The organism is Phytohabitans aurantiacus (assembly GCF_027923225.1).
Lineage (GTDB): Bacteria > Actinomycetota > Actinomycetes > Mycobacteriales > Micromonosporaceae > Phytohabitans > Phytohabitans aurantiacus.
On sequence record NZ_BSDI01000013.1, the window covers coordinates 1 to 19,055 of the forward strand.

Genomic DNA, 19,055 nt, shown 5'->3' on the forward strand with positions numbered 1-19,055 from the left:
GACGCCTCACCGACTTTCCCGAAGTCCTACGCACCGTCACCGGACTGGAGATCTACCGAACCTGGGGATAACCACGTTCTGAATAACGCTCCGACGGTTCGGCACTTTGGCATTGCCGTAGCACGTCCGGCAGTCGGCATCTCGTGGCAGTTCGGCAGTCTGGCCTTGCCCGCTGGGTGGGGAGCGCCGCAGTGGCGATACCGACGCAGGTGGCGTCGGGGGTCGGGCCGCCGTTGTGTCGCTCGTCCCCGGCGGTAGCGGCGACGTGCCAGGCGTTCGGCGGGGCTGGGTGCGGCGGATCGCCGGGGCGTTGGGCCGGGCGGCTCTGACATGGCGCGCGGTGAAAATATTTCTGACAATCGATATCTTGTCAGATTTTCATTCCTGACAGTCGATGTCTTGTCAGATTCGTCAGGCGGTCCCGCGTGGGCGGCGAAACAGCCGTTGACCTGCGTTGTCAGACCGCCGTCAGACGGCTGTGGCCTACTGGGGGCGACAGCTGTGTCCTGCGTGCGGCACCTCCCACTGGGTTGGAGCCCGTCCCCGTGAGCGAGTCCGACCTTCGCGACGACTGACCGGGTCCGCGCTACGGGCCGCCGACAAAGCGTTCGCGTTGCTGACCGTCGCCCCGGCGCGGTGAGCCTCGGCTTCGCTGCCCTGATCGCCGCCGGCATCGCCGAATCCGGCACTGCGCGGTCGGCAGAGTTCGGCACTTCCGAGTTCGGCACTGCCGCATCCGGCACACCCGGCACTGCCACATCCGGCACTGCCGCGTCCGGCACTTTGGGTTCGGCACTCTTGGGTCCGGCGGCGGCACTGCCGCCGCCGGATGCGCCGGCACTATCGCCGGCAGTTTCGACCCGTCGACATCTGCCGGCGTTGATCTTGTTTCGCTGCGCCGGCGAGGTGCCGCTGCCGGTACTGAGGGCTGGCTGATGGCACATCCGAGCGCCTCGCCGTCCGTGACGCTGTGTGGCGGGAGCTGATTCGCCGTGGCCTGGCAGGGCAGGCGCGAGTGGGCGACCGCCGCCGTTGGGATGGCCGTGGCGGCACTTTGTCGCCCATGGCCGGCACGGGTCTGGCCGACCCGCTTCCTTCCGTCGTAGGCCCGGCGCGAGCGCGACGAGCCGTAGTCGTGCCGCGGCTCCTTGTCGTCCGCACCGTGAACCCTGCTGGCGGGGCTACGGCCGCCGCTGACGGCGGCGGTGCGCGTGGCCGGCCGCTGTCAGGCGCGCGGGATCTGACAAGGAATCTGACAGCGGTCGACCTTGCCTTCACCGCACGCCGAGCGGCGTCGAGTGGCCGTCGGTCCGGCACCTGCTCTGACCTGCCTTGTCAGACCCATGGCGGCGTTGTCAGTGCGCTGTCAGATCGGGGGGTGTTCGCCACGTCTGACAAAGCCCGGTTGGTGGGTGCGGCGGTCGCGAGCCGCCGACGGCAGGCGGCGAAGCTGGCTCCGACCCTCGAGGGTAAGCGCGATGGTGGGTGGGCGCGCCATCGCGCTGTCGTGCCGTGGTTGCGGTGCGGGCCTTCCGTCGGATGCCGGTTACGGCAGCTGGTCGGCCGCGAGGGTGGTTGCACGCCGGGCAGGCAGTCGTGTGCGGACGACCATGCCGTCGCTTACGGCAATGCCGCAGCCGTCGAGCGGAGAGTGCCCGGGATGCCGAGGCCCGTCGCGGATGTGCGTCGCGCTGATGCTTCTGTGCATGTGCCGGCGGAGAGTTGCCCGGGAGCCGGCGCGTTGCTGGCTCTGCCGGACTGGCGGCGATCGGGTTGGGGTCAGTGCTGGCGTCAGTGTTGCGGTCGCTTCCGGGGTCGTTCTTGAGACTGACCCCGAGACGGTCCTAATTCTTGTCTGTCAATGCAGGACAGCGCCGCTGTGCCTGATTCCCGGCCAGCTCAGAAAGACCCTTCGGTTCTTCTCTCCCCCGGGGGCCGCGTTGCGTGTTTCGTCATCTTCTCGTATCGACAGAATTGAGGACTCTGCTGTGTCCGATCGCGTTCTTCGCGCGCAGTCCGTGCTGACCGCCCGCGACCACACCCTGCTGCAATGGCTGTACGACCACGGCGTGCTGACCACGTTCCAGATCGCCCATGCCCTGTTCCCCTCCCTCGATTTCGCCCAACGCCGCCTTACCCGGCTGACAAGCCTCGGGTTGGTGGACCGGTTCCGGCCGTTGAAACCGGACGGCGGCTCGTTCCCCTTCCGCTACGTGATCGACCAGCTAGGCGCGGAGGTCGTCGCGGCGCAACGCGACGAACCAGTACCCCGGCCGGGGCTCGGCCGGGCCCGACGCCGGCGGTGGACCTCTACGCGCACGTTGGGGCACCGGCTCGGCGTCAACGGGTTCTTCACCGACCTGGCCGGATACGCCCGCACCCGCCCCGGGCATGCGCTGGTGCGGTGGTGGCCGGAGTCCCGGTGCGCTCAGCCGGGCGCGTTCACCGGGCGGGCCGACCCGACCGACCTCAAGGCCCGGCGGACACAGGTACACCCCGACGGGCACGGCATCTGGCAGGCCGGCGACCGGCGGGTGCCGTTCTTCCTGGAGTACGACACCGGCACCGAGCCGGTCACCGAACTGTGCCGCAAGCTTGTCGCCTACCTCGCCCTGATGGACCGCGGCGGGCCGGCGTGGCCGGTACTGGTCTGGCTGCACGCCACCCACCGCGCTCTGCACCTGCATCAGCAGATCGCCGAACTGGGCCTGGGTGAACTGCCGGTGGCCACCGGCACCCGCGACCACGCCACTGCCGGCCGGCTGAGCCCGGCCGGCCCGGTGTGGTGGCTGCACGGCCACTCCGGCCTGCTCACCCTGGCCGACCTCGCCACCGCCCTGCCCGACCTGGACGACGACGAGTCCGGCCCTGACTGACCCGCCCGGCACCGCCGGGCAGCCAGAACATCTCGTTCCGCCACCCGCCGACGGCGGGCGGCCCAACCATCGCGCCGCATGACGGCGCACCATCATGGAGGTACTGGTCGTGACGACCACCTATCCCAACCCGTTCATCATCCCCTCACCCAAGCCCGTCCCCGCCGAACTGTCGCTTTACGAGCTGGGGCGGACCACCCGACGCGACCGCTGGGCGATCCTGATGATCGCCGAGCACCGCATCCTGACCACCGGCCAGCTGACCGCGCTGGGCTTCGACCCCGAATCGGCCAGCACCGAGCGGCGGCTGCGGATTCTGGCCCGCCGCGGCTGGCTGGACCGCTTCGCGATCGGCCCCACCCGCACCGGCACCATCGAGATCGTGTGGTGCCTGGGACCGCTCGGCGCGGTCCTCGCCACACACCCGCACTATCCAGGCCCCGGCCCGGCCCACGTGTACCGGCAGCAACAACGGCTGCAAGCCGACCCACACCTCGCGGAACTGTGGGACCTCAACCAGTTCTTCGTCGAACTGGCCACCCACGCCCGCGGGCGCGCCGCCACCGACCTGCGGACCTGGTGGTCACCGCGCACCTGCGCCGACGCGATCGCACCGGCCAAACACCGTGTCTGGCACGGTGAGTACATCCACGACGGCCAGCGGTACGGGTTCTGGCTGGAACCCGACCACGGCGACACCACCATCGCTTCCGTCGCGGGCCGGATCCACCGCTACCGGCCGGTCGCCGACCGGACTGGACTGGCCACCGTCCTGTTCCGGACAACCGACCCGCACCGCGAGGCCGCCCTGCACCAGCAGTTGGCCCGGCTGAACCTGGACCAGCTCACCGTCGCCACCACCCACCCCGACGCCGGTCACCCCGCCACCCGGGTCTGGCTGCCAGCCGGAGCGCGCGAACGGTTGGCGATGGTCGACCTCCCGCCCACCGAACAGGTGGAACACCCCAACGACCGCGCGCTGTTCCTCGACGCGCAGAACCTCGCCGAACACCCCATCCACGACCGGAGCCGGCCCGGCGACGAGTCCATTGTCGACGGTGGCTACAGCTACATCTAATCCGTAACCCCCTTCGATACGGCGCACCTCGGGCCCGCCCCCGCCATCACGCGGGGCGGGCCCGACGCCGTACAGCCACAGCCCACACCCTTTGCCCAAGGAGTCTCACAGTGAGCAACACCCGCCGCAGCCGGACCGCCCGGCGTACCCGAGAACATGCCGGCGGCGAGCCGGCCTGGACCGCGGAATCGATCCGTGCGCTCGGTGCCACAACCGACCTGCGCACCGCCGCGCACATCTTCGGACTGGCGATGAGCACCGCCTACCTGCTGGCCAAAAATGGCCGGTTCCCGGTGCCAGTCATCCGTGCCGGCAGCCAGTACCGGATCCCGGTCCAACCGATCCTCGCCGCCTTGCACCTCGATCCGGACCCCAGCCAACCCCCGTAGCCCCACCCCCGCGCGACCGTCGACTTGATCGTCGGCGCGAGGCACGCGTTCATGTTCATCGACAAATCCGCCGCCCACCTCAAGACGGCGGCGACACCCTTCTGACCAGGAGAAACACTCGATGCCCGAAGGATCCATCACCAAGCGCTGCGGCTGCCGCGACCCCGGCAGCGGCAAGCCCGCGGGCAACAACTGTCCGAAACTGCGGCGAGCCAGCGGTACCTGGAGCTCCGAACACGGCCACTGGCAGTACCAACTCGAACTGCCCGTCACGACGACCGGCCAGCGGCGGCAACTACGCCGCAGCGGGTTCGACAGCTACCGCGACGCCCTGGCCGAACTCGACCACGCCCGCGCCCTGCTCGCCCTCGCCGGCCGCGCCCGCGACCGCCGCACCGAGATCGGCGACCTCCTCCAGAGCGCCGCCCACACCCGCCAACCACTGCCCGACGTGGAGACCATCCGGACGCGGCTGCGCGCCAACGCGTCCCTGGCCGAGGTCCCCACCGTGGCCGACTACCTCACCGGCTGGCTCGCCGCACTGAACGTCGACGCGAACACCCAGCGCGGCTACGCCTGCCACGTACGAGTCCACCTCATCCCGCACCTCGGCGACATCCGCCTGGACAAGCTCAAGCCCCGCCACATCAGGGCCATGTTCGCCGCGATCGCCGACCGCAACACCGAAATCCGGGCCGCCAAGGCAAGCACCGACCCGAGCGTGCGCGACAGCGTACGAGGCATCCGCCCCACCGGACCGGCCACCTGCCAACGCATCCGCGCCACGCTCCGCAAGGCCATCAACGACGCCCTCGCCGAAGAGGTCATCGCCGGGATCACCAACCCCGCCACCCTCGTCAAAACCCCCGGTGACAAGGCCCGGCCCATCGTGTGGGAACCCGAACGCGTCGCACACTGGCGCCACACCGGGCGGATACCAGGCCCGGTCATGGTGTGGACCGACGACGTGCTCGTCGCCTTCCTCGACCACGCCGCAACGCACGACCCCGACCTGTACCCGATGTTCCACCTCATGGCCTACCGCGGACCCCGCCGCGGCGAAGCCTGCGGCCTGCTCGACGCCGAGGTGCGGCTGGGCAGCAGGGAAACAACGATCAACAACCAGATCGCCGTCCACGGCCACACCCTGGTCCAGAAGCCACCAAAGAGCGACGCCGGCAACCGCGACCTCATCCTGGACGACGACACCGTCGCCGTCCTCACCTCCTACAAGGCGCGCCGCGCCGCCCAGCGACTCGCCGCCGGTCCCGACTGGCCGGACACCGGGCTGTTCTTCGTCCGCCCCGACGGCCGCCACTGGCACCCCAACCTGGTCACCCGACGCTTCAACCGCCTCGTCCGCCAGGCTGGGCTGCCGCCCATCCGGCTGCACGACCTGCGCCACGGCGCCGCCACCATGGCCCTGGACGCCGGCGTCGAGGCCAAAGTCGTCTCCGAACAACTCGGCCACAGCACCATCACCCTCACCTACGACACCTACACGAGCGTCGTCAAACGCCTCCACCACGAAGCCGCCGACGCCGTCGCAAAGAAGATCAAAAACCGGCGCAAGAGCGCCTAAAAAGATGAGGCCCGTCCAGGTCGTTGACCCGGACGGGCCTCTTTCGTCGTTTCAGCGTCTGCTGGTACTTGTGGGTTCTTGGCAAACGGCGCGCAGGTTAGGTGATCGTGCTGACCCGCGCACACTCTCGAGCGCGATTCGGATGCAAACTACCTTGATTTGAAACGACCATTCGCCGTCCCTGTCGCGGGCTGCCGCAGCCGGCCTTCGCCCGTGCCCGGACAAGCTGTCGCTTTGGCGCGAGCGCGTGCCCAGGTCAACCAGGCGGCGAGTTCGCCGCGGCTGGCTGCCTGACCGGCGCGGAGTAGGCGTGTTCGAGGGCATCGCCGGACGTCCGAATATCCGCGGCGTTCCGCCACTGTTCCAATGCGGTGTTGAAGGTCGCCTTGCGGTGCTCCTCGATGGCGAGGTGGCGGGCTTTCGCGATGGCATGTTCAACCCCGCCTTGCGTTCCATGTCGTGGCGGCGCTCCTCGGCTGCCTGTTGCTCGGCAAGTTTTGCCGCGGCTTTGCCGTTCCTGCTCGCGCCGCTTGAGGGCGGCGGAGATCCGTTCCTGCTTTTCGACGGCTCTGACTATGTCGGCGACGATTCGATCGGCCTGCTGTTCCAGTGTCGAGGTCGCGGTGTCGCGCCAGGTGACCGGAATCCTCCAAGTGCCCGTAGAGGACATTCTCGCGAAAATCCAGTGGTTCACCACCGATGATGCCACGATCGTCTCGCCCGCCGGCACAGTCATGATCGCGGAGGCCGCCTGCGGCGCCCACTCGCACACCATCCTGGAGCACGTGATCGAGGAGGAGGCCGAAGCCCGACACAAGTGCAAATACGGTGGTCCACATCCGGTCCGCAAGGGCGAAAAGTCCAGTCCGGAGTGGGAGGATCGGTGGTACCGCGAGCACGTCCGACCTGAGCACGAGCTTCTGCGGCAATGGTGCGGCCACCGCGTCGTCGCTGCCCACGAACGCCTCACGGCCGCTGAAGCGGAAAACCATCGCCTCGACCTACTCGTCGTACAGCTCATTAAAGCGCTCGACCTCGCCGGTGAAACTATGCAAGCCGAACAGTTCGCCGAAGAACACGAACGCGACCGGATCACCCCCTACCTGGCACGCCCCGTCGTCGACCGCCCGCAGCACTGGTCCGAGATGCCAATACGCGAAGTCCAGGTACATCGGCGCCGCCGCTGGGCGTAGACGACCATTGCCACAGTCGCTTCTCCTCGTGGCCGCGGAGTCATGACGCTCGGGCCGCTCGGCATCCCTGGCACCGCACGGCCCACGTGTCGACGCCGGCCTGTTTCCTGGGCATCGGCAGGCGAGGCTGCCTCAGCCTTCCTCGTCATCCTCGCGCCGACGGCGCACTCGCTCGGCGATCCCGCTTGAGAGCTTGCCCTTTACGGTGCTGACCCGATCGAGAGCCTCGTGACTGAGGCCTTTGGCGGCATCGACGCCCTTTGCTCCCGTTTCGAGCGCCTTTTCCCTCACCTCCGCTGCGGCGTCCACCCACCGTCTTACCTGCGCTGACTGGTGACCAGACTCAATTCCGAGTCGCCCATGGAAGTCGTAGATGCCGGCTACGACGTGGTTACTCGACCGGACTACCGCTGGGGACTTGGTCGGGTGCCGCAGCACCTTTGCATTGGCCGCGCCAGCAGCCGCATTCATGCGGGCTACCAAATGTTCGGTGCTTCGCGAGATGTGTTCGAGCCGGTCCTGCCGGGCCGCCCTCAACCCGAGGCGATGCCCGTCCAGTTCCTCTGGAGAGGAGTCCAGCACCCGATCGAGTTCGAGCACCGCGATCGCGTCCTGTAGCTGGAAGCAGCGAGCCAGAACGGCGAGCCACTCCCGAACCATGGACTCGGCTTCCTGGGTGGTTTTGGCGAGATCGCTGATAGCGGTCTTGCGCTCCATCTTCTCCGCCAGTGCGTCTAGTTGACGCAACACGTACGCCTGGGTTTCTGCGATCGTCGCCGGCGCGGCCTGCACCTTCGACCACGTGACCTCGTCGACCCTACCCCTCGCTTCTCGGATGGTCATGGCCTCCTCGACCACGAAGCCCACTCCGATGATGCGGGCCACCACAGCGTCCTTCTGAGCGCGCAGCACATCGTCGACCTTTTCATCGATCGAGGCGAGATAGTCGGTGATTTCGTCCATGGTCTGCTGCATCGCAACCTGCGCCATGATGGTCGCAGCTCCGGCAAGAATCGCTGGGTTGGTCAGAACCGACCGGGGTCCCTTGATGAACTCAACGAACCCCTTGATCTGGCCTTTGTGCCCCTTCACCACACCGGTGCTCAGGCCCGTCCTCGAGTTTTCCCTCAGCCCGTACTTCTTGACAAGCTGAGCCGACTCCGAAGTCAGCTCCACCCAGCGGCCGGAGTTGATGGCAATCTCCGAACCTGCCTGAGTGACTGCAGCCCCGGCACTGACGACTGAGTTGAGCCGTTGCAGTCCAAGGTCCTTCGACGACAGCCCCTCCGAGACGAGGAAGCGTTCGACATCCGGTGGATTCCCGATGACCGCCAGTCCATCGCCGTCACTGATCAGATGAATCTCGTCCATTGCCTTTCCTGAAGTGGCTTTCCGCGACTGAGGTAGTCGGCAGATCACTGGGAACGTTCGAGGCCGTCCAAGCTCCGTCCAGTAGGCGGCGGTGTCACGAGCATGTGCGTCCGATGCGCACGCAGCGATCGAGCACCCCAGTTCACCCCGGCATTCCCTGGGCCTGGCGCTCGCCTGTCACGCCGGCGCCGCCCAGCGCGGCTGCGGTGGCCTCAAGAACGGCCGGCCACATATGTTCGGGGGCGGTTGCCTTGATCCGTTCGACAACGTCGGCGGTTATCAAGGCCACGACGCGCTGCTGCAGGTCCAGCGCTTCGTCGCTGACCGAACCACCGACCGGGACGGCGGGCAGGGACAGCTGGTTCTGTCGTGGAGCAGCCTGCTGCGGAACTGCCGGCATGACAGGTTCCGGCGATTTCGCCGGATCGGGCTCGATGTCCACTACGTCGAGTCGCTGCGTGGTGCGGGTCAGCGCGATATAGAGCAGTCGGTCGCCGCGTTCGCTGCCGAGCGCGATCGTTGCTGGGTCGAGGACGACGACCGCGTCGAACTCCAGGCCCTTCGAGCTTTCCGGGCTCACGACCGTGACCGGTAGGCCGAGCTCACCGCGGTCCGCGTCGCTCCAGCCGATGTTGGCGCTGATCAATGCCGCTTCGACGGCCGAACGGCGGCTTCCGGAGCAGATAACGCCAACTGACAGGCCGTCGTCCCGGTGCCGGCGCACCCGGGCGACAACCTGTCCTGTGACATGGGCTTCCGTGACCAGGCAGATGTGAGGATCTTCGTCGCCGTCGCGGACCGGTTGCGGCAGCTCGATGCCAGGAGCGATCTCAGGCGCACGGTGGACCGCCAGTTCGTGCACCTGGCGCGGCACCCGGTACCCATAACGGAGCGTGTACCGCGCCACCGGCAGCGCCTGCGGGAGATGCTGGAGAAGGTCCTCCCAGTCATCCCTGGCCCACAGGCCGGTCGACTGTGCGATATCGCCGACCACCGTCATCGACCCATTCGACCGGCGGGCAAGCGCCCGTAGCTGCATCGGGGAGAGATCTTGCGCTTCGTCGACCACGATGTGCTGGTAGCGCAGCGGTATGCCGTTGATGATGGCGTCCGCCTCATCAAGAAGCGGGATGTCGGCGGCCGTCCACCGTTCCTTGTCCGCAGCTTGCGGCTTCCGATACAGTGCCGCCGCTTCCTTGTCGGTGAACAGCTCCTTGTGGATCGGTTCAATGCGATCGCCGGCACCCAGCACCCACTGCACGAGGCTGGCCGGTGAGGCGGGCGCAATGATCCTGTCCGTCAGCGAGGCTGCGGCGTTCGGCTTCGGCCAGCGGATCTGCGCGGCACGTTTGTTTAGCGCCGTGCTCTGGAACCAGGTACGAAGTCGCATCCTCCGCTGGTTGTAGGTGCCTCCGGCATCCCACGCCCGTCGGACAGCAGCAGCGACTTCCGCACCGTCGAGCGAGAAGGTCTCCTTGCCGGACTGCACGACCCACGGTTGTGAGGCGAGCGGCATCTTCGAGCCTAGGCTGAGCGCGCGGGCTAGCAACTTCGCCATGCGTGCGTCGCCCTTGATCGCCGCCACATCTTCGGCTTCCTGACCGCGGATCCGCAGCGGCACCCGCGCATCGGGACGCAGTTCGTCGATCGAACGGTGCGCGACCCGGTCACCGAGCCCGGGCAACAACGCCCCGATGTACCGCACGAACGTCCGGTTCGGCCCGACGACTAGCACGGAGTCGGGCTTCAGCTCCTCTCCGTGGTTGAAGAGCAACCATGAGACACGGTGCAGCGCGACGGCCGTCTTCCCCGTCCCCGGGCCACCCTGGATGACGCTGAGCTGCCGCAGCGGCGCCTCGATAACCTCGTATTGCGCGGCCTGGATCGTCGCGACAATGCTGCGCAGTTCGCCTGTGCGCGCGGTACGAAGCTCGGCAAGCAGTGCATCGCTGAGATCCGGATGGGCTGGAGTGCCGTCTACGGCGGCCGACGTAGAGCTTATCGCCGCGAGGACCACGTCGCTGAAGTTCAGGATCGTATTGCCGTCGCACTGGAAGGTTCTCTTGCGCCGGACGTTGCGGGGCTCGGCTGTTGTTGCCTTGTAGTACGGCGCAGCGACCTTGGTCTTCCAACTGACCACGAGGACTTCTCCACCAGTGTCACGGATGAGGTCGTGGCCGATGTAGAAGGTCTCTTCCTCGTCCATGTCAAGGCGACCGAACGCCACCTGCTCCGTCGGCTCTGCCATCTCCTCGAGGCGAGCCCGCGAGTATCGCGACGATCGCTCCGCCGCTCCCTTGTTGACCGCGACGCCCGGAATATCCGGCACCACGCCACGGCGCCGTTCTCGTTCGACTGCTGCCCGGTCGAAGTACTCCTGCTCCGCCACGATCTCGAAGTCGAGGGCGCCAGCCGCCGTCAATGGGTCACTCTCCGACTACGTATGAGGATTGAACCGCGCGGGAGGGCACTGATCGTATCGTGATGATCATGTGGAGGCACCGTTTTGTCGCCTCGGAGACAACTGATCGGTCACCAGAAGCGCGGGGGATAACGTCATCGGGCAGGCTCAAAAGGCGGGAAGGATCGGCCCTTGAGCCTCGCGTACCCCAGTCCGATCCGGGCAGTCTGACGGATGACGCCGTGCCGACCTGCGACGGCAGCAGGTACCCCTCAATCTGCTCTGCGAGGTGTAACGGCCAGAGCAGGATCGTGGTGTTCCCGGGCGTGGAGTGCGGTGTCGCGGAGGTCGTGGGCGAGAGCGGCCCAGTGCTCCGGGCTGTCGCCGTCCTGGAGCCCGGCCACGGTCAGTTCGATGAACTGAGGTTCCAGACCTGTGCCTTCGCCTTCGGCGCCTGGAGCTGTATGCCTGCTTGTGCGAGGGGTAGGGAGGTCATCGTCAGCAACTCAGGCACCACGCCGCCGTCACCGGTGCGCTACTGCCGGGCCGTCGACTGGGACCTCAACCAGCTTTTCCGGGTACGAGATGGTGGAGCAACTCGGCGGCGATACCAGCTTCGTCAGCGGCGTCACCAACGACGGCCACGCCGACCCGGATCCGTCTTTCCCGCTGACGGACAACGGAATCAACGGCTGGTTCACCGACAACGGGCCCTCGGACGACGGGGTGCTGGTGAAATCGACCTCGGACCATCGCCCCCGGCACCAGCAAGATGTTCACGCTCTACAGGGGGCTGGCTGGCTCCGAATCGGCCGCACTGGGCGCCGTCTCAGCAGTAGGCGCCCAGATCTACTCCTTCGGCCAGATCAACGCCGACGGCTCGCCGTTTACCGCCAACATGGCGATCGACGGCAGCAACCTCACCAACCCGACCACCGGCCCGCGAGCCTTCCGCTCCCCGGCCGGTGCATTCGGCGGCAGCCGACCGAGCGCCCGATGGCGCCGAGCGTCCGCAACACTCTTCCGGTGGGAGACCAATATGAGTAGGACCGGGCGCGGGGTCACCGTGGTGGTGGCCGTGATGATCCTCGCGGGCGGATGCGGGCTCGCGCTGATCTTCCGGGACGAGGTCGGCTGCCGCCTTCCGCTCGTGGAGTGCCTGAAATCCGAGGGTGAACTGTTCGTACGCAATGACCGCACGGACATGATCACTATCAAGGTCGACTCGTCGTCCATCGTCGTGCCTCCGGGTCAGATGAAGACGCTGGCCAGCCTCGGCTGCGGCGGCTCCGTTCTGATCGCCACAGACGCGGCCGGCACGGAAGTGTCCCAGCTAGCTCCCGACGCTGAATGCGGCACCCGCACGTGGATTTTTCACGCCGACGGCACGACGCAGGTAGAGCCGGGACACGCATAGCCACCGGACCCGCGTCCGCGCCACAACCCGTCACCCCCGATCGGTCGTTCCCTTCATGGCTGTTGCCTAGGCCAACGGAGCGTCGTATCGAGAGGACCACCGGCCCGCGTCGCAGTGGTCAAATGCCGGCAGCCATACCTGTGTGCTCGGTTTGGCCGCTATGGAGATCGGAGCTGGTCGGCGACGTCCGGTGCCGTTCGGCGACAGCCGGCGCCCTGCAAGATCATCTAGGTTCGCGTGATCGGTGCGTGCTCCGCCGGTCGGCGTTGGAACGGTTGGCGGCCGTCGGTGCTCCCCGGTGCCTGTCGGCGGCCGCTGGCAGGTACTCTGGGAGGCCGCGCCCTCGTAGCTCAGGGGATAGAGCATCGGTTTCCTAAACCGTGTGTCGCAAGTTCGAATCTTGCCGGGGGCACCCTCGCCATCGCGACCACCGGGTCTCGTCTCGACCCGCTGCTGTGTCGCTTACCAACATCTGGCACGCGATAGGCGTGTTGGTAGATGTTGCAGGCCAACAAGTTTGCCGCCTGCAAATTGCAAGTACCGGCTGGCTGGCGCGGCGCTTTCTGTCTACGTGGTAGCTCTTTCTGTAGAAAATTAGCCTACTCGACAGTTCGTGATCACCGTATCGCGCCTAGTGAGTCGTGAAATTCTCAACACTATCAAATCAATAAATGAATTTTCGCTACTGACCAGGACTTACGCGGTCAGTTTATTGCGAATCTCAAATCAGATCTAGCTATTTTTCGCTCCGGTGATAGTGTTCACCGCTGGCATTGATCTTTGGGTGCCGGCGCCCGTAGATCATGGAGGCGATTACCAAACTGGCCGCCATACCTGGCCGGGGGGAGCGTATATGAGGTGGGTTCTGCGGTTCGCAGTTCTCGCGATGATCGGGACAGGTTTCGCCGTTAGCGTCTTTTCGAGTCCTGCACAAGCCCAGGACGTCAAGCCGCCGCAGTGCATATCCGTCGAGCCGTACGTGCACTTCGAGTGAGGTGTGGGTTTCCCCAGGTAGTGAGCTGGGGAAACCCACACCGGTAGCCTCGCGATCATGTGGCAGGGCTGGACACGGGCAGCGTTGGGGGTAGCACTCGGCGCGGCCACGGCCGTACCCGAACTGCTCTACCTCGCCCTCGCGACCCCTGTAACGGCGCTTCCCGGAGCGCGGCAGACGGTCTATCGAGGCGCGCGGCGGCTCGCCGACATGGAGCGCCGGCGCCTGGCTGCCTTCTACGGCGCCGAGAACGCCGCCGACTTCACGGGCAAACGTGCCTTCCAGTATCTGGCGGTCCGCTGGGCGGTTGGGCTGCTGGGCGGACTGCTTGTCTTGCTGTTTGTCTACGGGCTGGTGGTCGGAGCCGTCTGGGTCTGGCATTTTCTGATCGGGCGGAGCAGCCTACTCACCTTCGGGTCGCAGGTGCTGATCGGCGCGGTGCTGCTCTTCATCAGTGTGCAGGGGTTCGCCGGGCTCGTGGAGGTCGAGCGGAGGATGGCGCGTCGTTTCCTCGGGCCGAGTGAGCGGGAGCTGCTGGAGCGGCGGATCGCCGAGCTTGCCACGAGCCGCGCTGGTGTGGTGGAGGCGGTCGACGCCGAGCGGCGCCGGATCGAGCGTGACCTCCATGATGGGGTACAGCAGCGGCTGGTCGCGCTCGGCATGCTGCTCGGGCGGGCGCGGCGCACTGATGGTGATACAGATTTGTTGCGGCAGGCGCACGAGCAGGCCCGCCAGATCCTCGACGAGTTGCGGGATGTTGCCTGGCGAGCGTACCCAGCCGCGCTGGACCACCTTGGCCTCGACGAGGCGCTGCTGCGGGTCGCCGAGCGGGCCGGGTTGCCGGTGCGGGTGCGTTATGAGCTGACTGAGCGGCCAGCCAGGGCGGTGGAGACCGCAGCGTACTTCGTGGTGTCGGAAGCGGTCACCAACGCGGCCAAGCATTCGCGAGCGAGCCTGGTCGTGGTGAGACTGTCCACTGAGGAGGGCAAGGTGACGGTACAGGTGCGGGATGATGGTGTGGGCGGCGCCGACCCGGCGGGGGGTGGCTTGTCGGGGTTGGCGCGGCGTGTCGCCGCGCTCGATGGACGGTTCGATGTGGACAGTCCGGTTGGCGGGCCGACGACCATTGTCGCGGAGTTGCCATGCGCGTGACGCTGGCTGAAGACTCGACGCTCCTGCGGGAGGGCCTGGTCAGGTTGCTCGCCGAGGAGGGGCACGAGATCGTCGCCGCTGTCGGTGACGCAGAGGCGCTGCTCGCGGCCGTCGCCGCGGACCAGCCAGACGTCGTGGTCGTCGACGTGCGGATGCCGCCGACTCACACGGACGAAGGGCTGCGCGCCGCCATGGAGCTTCGCGGCCGGTGGCCGCGCGTCGGGGTCCTGGTGCTTTCCCAGTACGTGGAGAGGCGTTACGCCGTCGAGTTGCTGACCGCCCACACTGACGGTGTCGGGTACCTCTTGAAGGATCGTGTGGCGCAGGTTGGTGAGTTTCTCGAGGCGCTCGACCGGGTCGGAGCCGGCGGCACCGCGTTCGACCCGGAGGTGGTGCGGCAGTTACTCGCCCGGACGACTCACACCGACCCGCTGAGCCGGCTGACGCCCCGCGAGCGTGACGTGCTCGACCACATGGCGCAGGGCCACACTAACGCGACGATCGCCGAGCAGTTGCACATCTCGCAGAGCGCGGTCGAAAAGCACGTCAACAGCATCTTCGACAAGCTCGACCTGTCGCACACCACGGGGTACAGCCGGCGGGTGCTCGCCGTGCTCAGATACCTGGGCTCGTAATCAGTGCCGGAAGTGCACGAACACGCGGCCGAAGTTCTTGGAGTCCTTCTCGACCCGGTGATACAGCGCCTTGATCTCCTTCTGGTCGAGGAACCGCAGCACCCGCTTCTTGAGCTGGCCGGATCCCTTCCCTGGGATGATCTCGACGACCGTGGCTTTCTTGGCGACCGCCTCGTCGATGATTCCCCGGAGGGCACGGTCGATGTCGTGACCCCGGTTGAAGATGTCGTGCAGGTCCAGCTTGAGCTTCATCAAGTCGGATGTTAGCCGCGATCCAATCGTGTGAGTGAGGCCTGGGCTGGAATCTTCAGCGCTCCCTGTGTTGGTACGGTCTGCGCGTTGCCTGCTTGGCCACGCCCGTTCAGCGGATATGTCCAATCTTGTACGAACTTGCCGCTTAGTCTGCTTTCTGACGGTATCGACACCGAGAATGGAAGGCCGTGTCCGATCAGTTCCTCGCCGAGGGGGTGTCGCGTCCTCGTGACGTGACCAGCCCCTGGATTCGCTCGACCCGCTGCGACAACGCCCACTGTGCCGAAGTACAAATCGGCCCGAACGAGGTTCTGATGAGAAACAACAGCGATCTTGACCAAGGCGTCCTGGCTGTGGGGCCAGACGGCTGGCGAGACTTCACCCAGGCGATTAGGCGTGGGGAGTTCGACCGCTAGCCGGATTGGATCGTCGGCGGTGGGTGGCCATCGCACCCACCGCGATTCCCGTGCAGAAGGCTGCAAGCGCCGTGGCGCCGAGCCTGCGAGCATCACTCGGCGGCCCGCCCAGCTTCCTGGGTGGGCCGCCGGTGGATGGCGGTTGGGCGAGCGACGACTGATAGACGGAGTCGACGATGCCTGCGAAGCGGCGTGAGTCGCGGAAGTGGTCGTTCAGGTAGGTCAGCCGGGCGCCGTGCCAGAAGTCGCGGAAGCTCTTGTGGGTGAAGATCAGCTGGCAGTACTCGCGAAGCTCATAGTCGGTGAGCAGTCCGAGCATGTACGAGGTCTTGTTGTAGGCGAGAACCATCGAGATATAGGCCGCTTCCTGTCGATCTCGGACGGGTCGCTTGGGGTCCGCGCCCCATACGTGCAGGAATTGCGGACTCTCGATGGCGAACTGGAGCAACTGCACCCGCATGCCGCGGGCGGCGGCGACCTGGGCGGCGCGGGTTTGCTGCATCTGGAAGTACAGCGAACCGGCGATGCCCATCAACGCGATTGCTGACAGGATCGCCGACGCCGCCTGGCCGGTATCGCTCAAACGCTGTAGCTGGTCGGCTTCGATCTGGTCGGTCAAGGCCTGCCAACTCGCGAACACCGTGCCCACCGCCAGCACGACACCCGCACCGAAGGCGAGAAAGACGAGGCTCCTCGCGGTGTGCGCGACCCTGAGCACTGCGACCTCCCGAAGCTTGTGGTAGTCACATCATCACGTAGCGTCGCAATGTCGATCGTCAATGAGCGCGGATCGATCCATTGACATGTGGGAAGGGCGTTGAGAGCATTCCAGAGGTTGGGAGCGCTCCCACAACTGGAAGGAACGACGTGACAAAACGGATACGACGGCTCGCCGTCACGGTCGCGGCGGCGCTAGTCGCGGCCGGGCTGACCGCCTCCACGGCGTACGCGGACGGGCCTGAACAGATCGTCAACGGCACCTTCGACAACGGTCACGCCCCCTGGTGGGGCACCGCCAACATCACCCTCGACTCCAGCAGCGGTCAACTGTGCGCCGACATCCCGGGCGGCACGGCCAACCCCTGGGACGCCATCGTGGGCATCAACGACATCCCGCTCGTCAGCGGCGAAACATATGCGTACAAGTTTTTCGCCACCGGCACACCCGCGCGGGTGGCCAAGGCGCTCGTACAACTCGGCGCGGACCCGTGGACGCAGTATTTCGGCGCGACGCCGGAGTTCAGCCCGTCCGGCAATGACTATTCGTACACCTTCACCTCGCCGGTCGACCTCGCCAACGGCCAGGTCGTCTTCCAGCTTGGCGGCAGCGCCGAGCCGTGGCGGTTCTGCCTCGACAACGTCTCCCTGGCCGGCGGCGCGGTCGCCGAGCCATACGTACCCGACACCGGGCCGCGGGTGCGGGTCAACCAGGTCGGCTACGTGCCGGACGGGCCGAAGAATGCCACGCTCGTCACCGAAGCGACGGCGGCCCTGCCGTGGCAGCTCAAAAACGCCGCCGGCGCCGTGGTGGCGAACGGTAAGAGCACACCGCGCGGCGTCGACGCTTCGTCCGGGCAGAACGTGCACACGATCACGTTCAGCCGGTACACGAGGGTGGGCACGGGCTACACGCTGGTCGCGGACGGCGAGGTTAGCCGGCCATTCGACATCGGCTCTGGGTACTGGGAGCAGCTGCGGCTCGATGCGCTCAAGTTTTACTACACCCAGCGCAGCGGCGTGGAGATTCTCGACAGCCTTCGGCCTGGGTACGGGCGGCCGGCGGGTCACGTCGGTGTCGCGCCCAACCAGGGCGACACCAGTGTGCCGTGCCAGCCGGGCGTCTGCGACTACACATTGGACGTCTCGGGCGGCTGGTACGACGCGGGCGACCACGGCAAGTATGTGGTCAACGGCGGCATCTCGGTGGCGCAGTTGATGAGCGAGTACGAGCGATCGGTGAAGCCGTGGAAGCTCAAGGATGGCACGCTCGCGATTCCCGAAAGCGGCAACAAGGTGCCGGACATTCTCGATGAGGCGCGGTGGGAGCAGGAGTTCCTGTTGAGCATGCAGGTGCCGGCGGGCGAGTCGCTGGCGGGCATGGCCCACCACAAGATTCACGACGAGACGTGGACAGGGCTGCCGCTGCTGCCGCACCTCGACGACCGCAAGCGTGAGCTGCACCCGCCGTCGACCGCGGCGACGCTCAACCTGGCGGCTACCGCGGCACAGGCGGCGCGCGTGTTCGCCGGGTACGACCAGCAGTTCGCGGCGCGCAACCTGGCCGCGGCGAAGAGCGCCTGGGCCGCCGCCAAGGCGAACCCGAGCGTGCTTGCAGACCCGGCCGACGCCACCGGTGGCGGTGCCTACTCCGACGCCGACGTCAGCGACGAGTTCTACTGGGCGGCGGCGGAACTGTTCATCACCACGGGCGCCAAGGAGTACAAGGACTTCGTCCTGGCCTCACCGCACCACACATCGGACGTGTGGCGTGAGCGCGGCTTCGACTGGGGCTCGACGGCGGCTCTGGGCCGGCTCGACCTGGCCACGCTGCCCAACAAGCTGCCGGACCGGGCCCGGGTGCGCGCGTCGGTGCTCGAAGGCGCCGATCGGTACCTGGCGACGATCAAGGCGCACCCGTACGGCATGCCGTACGCGCCGAGCGACAACCAGTTCGACTGGGGGTCGAACCAGCTCGTCATCAACAACCTGGTGGTCATCGCGACCGCGTATGACCTGAGCGGGCGGGCCAAGTACCGCGACGGTGTACTGGAGGGGATGGACTACATCTTCGGCCGGAACGCGCTCAACATGTCGTATGTGACGGGGTACGGCGAGGTGGCGGCGAAGAACCAGCACAGCCGCTGGTACGCCCGGCAGCTCAACCCCGACCTGCCGAACCCGCCCAACGGCACGCTCTCGGGCGGGCCGAACTCGGCGATCCAGGACCCGCTGGCGCAGCAGAAGCTGCGCGGCTGCGTCGGCCAGTTCTGCTACATCGACGACATCGAGTCGTGGTCGACGAACGAGCTGACGATCAACTGGAACGCCCCGTTGGCCTGGATCGCGGCGTTCATCGCGGACCTGTAGCGCTCGGCGGGCCGCGTAGCGGCCCGCCGATCAAGGACATCCGCATGGATCAAGGGCAAACGCACGCGGAAAAGAGATCGAACCACGTGCGTTTGCCCTTGATCGACGGGCAGAGCCGCCGTGCGGCGCGGGCAGAGCCGCCGCGCGGCGCGGGAGGCCCGTGCGGCGCGGGGCCGCCGTGCGGCGGGGGAGCGGGAGTGTGATCAGGGCGT

At 66.9% G+C, this 19,055-nt stretch carries 17 protein-coding genes and 1 tRNA gene; 13 read left to right on the top strand and 5 right to left on the bottom strand.

The window, feature by feature from the left end:
* Positions 1–636 precede the first annotated feature (636 nt).
* From QMG73_RS15415 to QMG73_RS15445, 7 genes are all read left to right on the top strand, one after another.
* A complete protein-coding gene (locus QMG73_RS15415; RefSeq protein ID WP_281896012.1) occupies positions 637–936 on the top strand; it encodes a hypothetical protein in 300 nt (99 codons plus the stop codon).
* 1,052 nt (positions 937–1,988) lie between these two features.
* On the top strand, positions 1,989–2,876 hold the full coding sequence (locus QMG73_RS15420; protein WP_281896015.1) for a replication-relaxation family protein: 888 nt from the start codon (positions 1,989–1,991) through the stop codon (positions 2,874–2,876).
* A 94-nt stretch (positions 2,877–2,970) separates the two neighbouring features.
* Positions 2,971–3,954 carry a replication-relaxation family protein gene (locus QMG73_RS15425; RefSeq protein ID WP_281896017.1) on the top strand — a complete coding sequence of 328 codons (984 nt, stop codon included), beginning with the start codon at positions 2,971–2,973 and terminating at the stop codon, positions 3,952–3,954.
* A 110-nt stretch (positions 3,955–4,064) separates the two neighbouring features.
* Positions 4,065–4,343: a DNA-binding protein gene (locus QMG73_RS15430; RefSeq protein ID WP_281896019.1), complete on the top strand. Its 279-nt coding sequence runs from the start codon at positions 4,065–4,067 to the stop codon at positions 4,341–4,343.
* Positions 4,344–4,464: 121 nt separating this feature from the next.
* Entirely contained in the window at positions 4,465–5,925 is a 1,461-nt protein-coding gene (locus QMG73_RS15435; protein WP_281896021.1) for a tyrosine-type recombinase/integrase, read from the top strand.
* A gap of 310 nt (positions 5,926–6,235) precedes the next feature.
* Positions 6,236–6,628, top strand: coding sequence for a hypothetical protein (locus tag QMG73_RS15440; RefSeq protein ID WP_281896022.1), 393 nt, complete (start codon positions 6,236–6,238; stop codon positions 6,626–6,628).
* Positions 6,561–7,118 carry a hypothetical protein gene (locus tag QMG73_RS15445; RefSeq protein ID WP_281896024.1) on the top strand — a complete coding sequence of 186 codons (558 nt, stop codon included), beginning with the start codon at positions 6,561–6,563 and terminating at the stop codon, positions 7,116–7,118. Before QMG73_RS15440 ends, QMG73_RS15445 begins: the two co-directional genes overlap by 68 nt.
* Positions 7,119–7,250: 132 nt before the next feature.
* Here the strand turns inward: QMG73_RS15445 and QMG73_RS15450 are convergent, their stop codons facing one another.
* The 3 genes from QMG73_RS15450 to QMG73_RS15460 all read right to left on the bottom strand — a co-directional run bounded on the left by QMG73_RS15450 (position 7,251) and on the right by QMG73_RS15460 (position 11,321).
* Positions 7,251–8,489, bottom strand: coding sequence for a hypothetical protein (locus QMG73_RS15450; protein WP_281896027.1), 1,239 nt, complete (start codon positions 8,487–8,489; stop codon positions 7,251–7,253).
* Positions 8,490–8,631: 142 nt separating this feature from the next.
* The gene (locus tag QMG73_RS15455) at positions 8,632–10,911 is read right to left on the bottom strand and encodes a HelD family protein (protein WP_281896028.1); all 2,280 of its coding nucleotides are present in this window, start codon (positions 10,909–10,911) and stop codon (positions 8,632–8,634) included.
* Positions 10,912–11,162: 251 nt separating this feature from the next.
* A complete protein-coding gene (locus QMG73_RS15460; RefSeq protein ID WP_407676811.1) occupies positions 11,163–11,321 on the bottom strand; it encodes an RNaseH domain-containing protein in 159 nt (52 codons plus the stop codon).
* Positions 11,322–11,662: 341 nt separating this feature from the next.
* Here QMG73_RS15460 and QMG73_RS15465 point away from each other — a divergent pair, with 341 nt between their 5' ends.
* The 4 genes from QMG73_RS15465 to QMG73_RS15480 all read left to right on the top strand — a co-directional run bounded on the left by QMG73_RS15465 (position 11,663) and on the right by QMG73_RS15480 (position 15,088).
* Positions 11,663–12,307 carry a hypothetical protein gene (locus QMG73_RS15465; RefSeq protein WP_281896031.1) on the top strand — a complete coding sequence of 215 codons (645 nt, stop codon included), beginning with the start codon at positions 11,663–11,665 and terminating at the stop codon, positions 12,305–12,307.
* A gap of 339 nt (positions 12,308–12,646) precedes the next feature.
* Positions 12,647–12,719, top strand: a tRNA-Arg gene (locus QMG73_RS15470).
* Positions 12,720–13,358: 639 nt separating this feature from the next.
* The gene (locus tag QMG73_RS15475) at positions 13,359–14,453 is read left to right on the top strand and encodes a sensor histidine kinase (RefSeq protein ID WP_281896032.1); all 1,095 of its coding nucleotides are present in this window, start codon (positions 13,359–13,361) and stop codon (positions 14,451–14,453) included.
* A complete protein-coding gene (locus QMG73_RS15480) occupies positions 14,444–15,088 on the top strand; it encodes a response regulator (protein WP_281896034.1) in 645 nt (214 codons plus the stop codon). Before QMG73_RS15475 ends, QMG73_RS15480 begins: the two co-directional genes overlap by 10 nt.
* On the opposite strand, the gene QMG73_RS15485 is transcribed toward QMG73_RS15480, so the two are convergent.
* A complete protein-coding gene (locus QMG73_RS15485; protein ID WP_281896035.1) occupies positions 15,089–15,340 on the bottom strand; it encodes a Smr/MutS family protein in 252 nt (83 codons plus the stop codon).
* Positions 15,341–15,573: 233 nt separating this feature from the next.
* Here QMG73_RS15485 and QMG73_RS46385 point away from each other — a divergent pair, with 233 nt between their 5' ends.
* Positions 15,574–15,756, top strand: coding sequence for a DUF397 domain-containing protein (locus tag QMG73_RS46385; protein ID WP_407676812.1), 183 nt, complete (start codon positions 15,574–15,576; stop codon positions 15,754–15,756).
* Here QMG73_RS46385 and QMG73_RS15490 read toward each other — a convergent pair.
* Positions 15,731–16,474 (bottom strand): DUF6082 family protein, encoded by a 744-nt coding sequence (locus tag QMG73_RS15490; protein WP_281896036.1) that lies wholly within the window; start codon positions 16,472–16,474, stop codon positions 15,731–15,733. The genes QMG73_RS46385 and QMG73_RS15490 overlap by 26 nt on opposite strands.
* Before the next feature lie 149 nt (positions 16,475–16,623).
* Here QMG73_RS15490 and QMG73_RS15495 point away from each other — a divergent pair, with 149 nt between their 5' ends.
* Complete coding sequence (locus QMG73_RS15495; RefSeq protein ID WP_281896039.1) at positions 16,624–18,843, top strand: glycoside hydrolase family 9 protein; 2,220 nt, start codon at positions 16,624–16,626, stop codon at positions 18,841–18,843.
* Positions 18,844–19,055 lie beyond the last annotated feature (212 nt).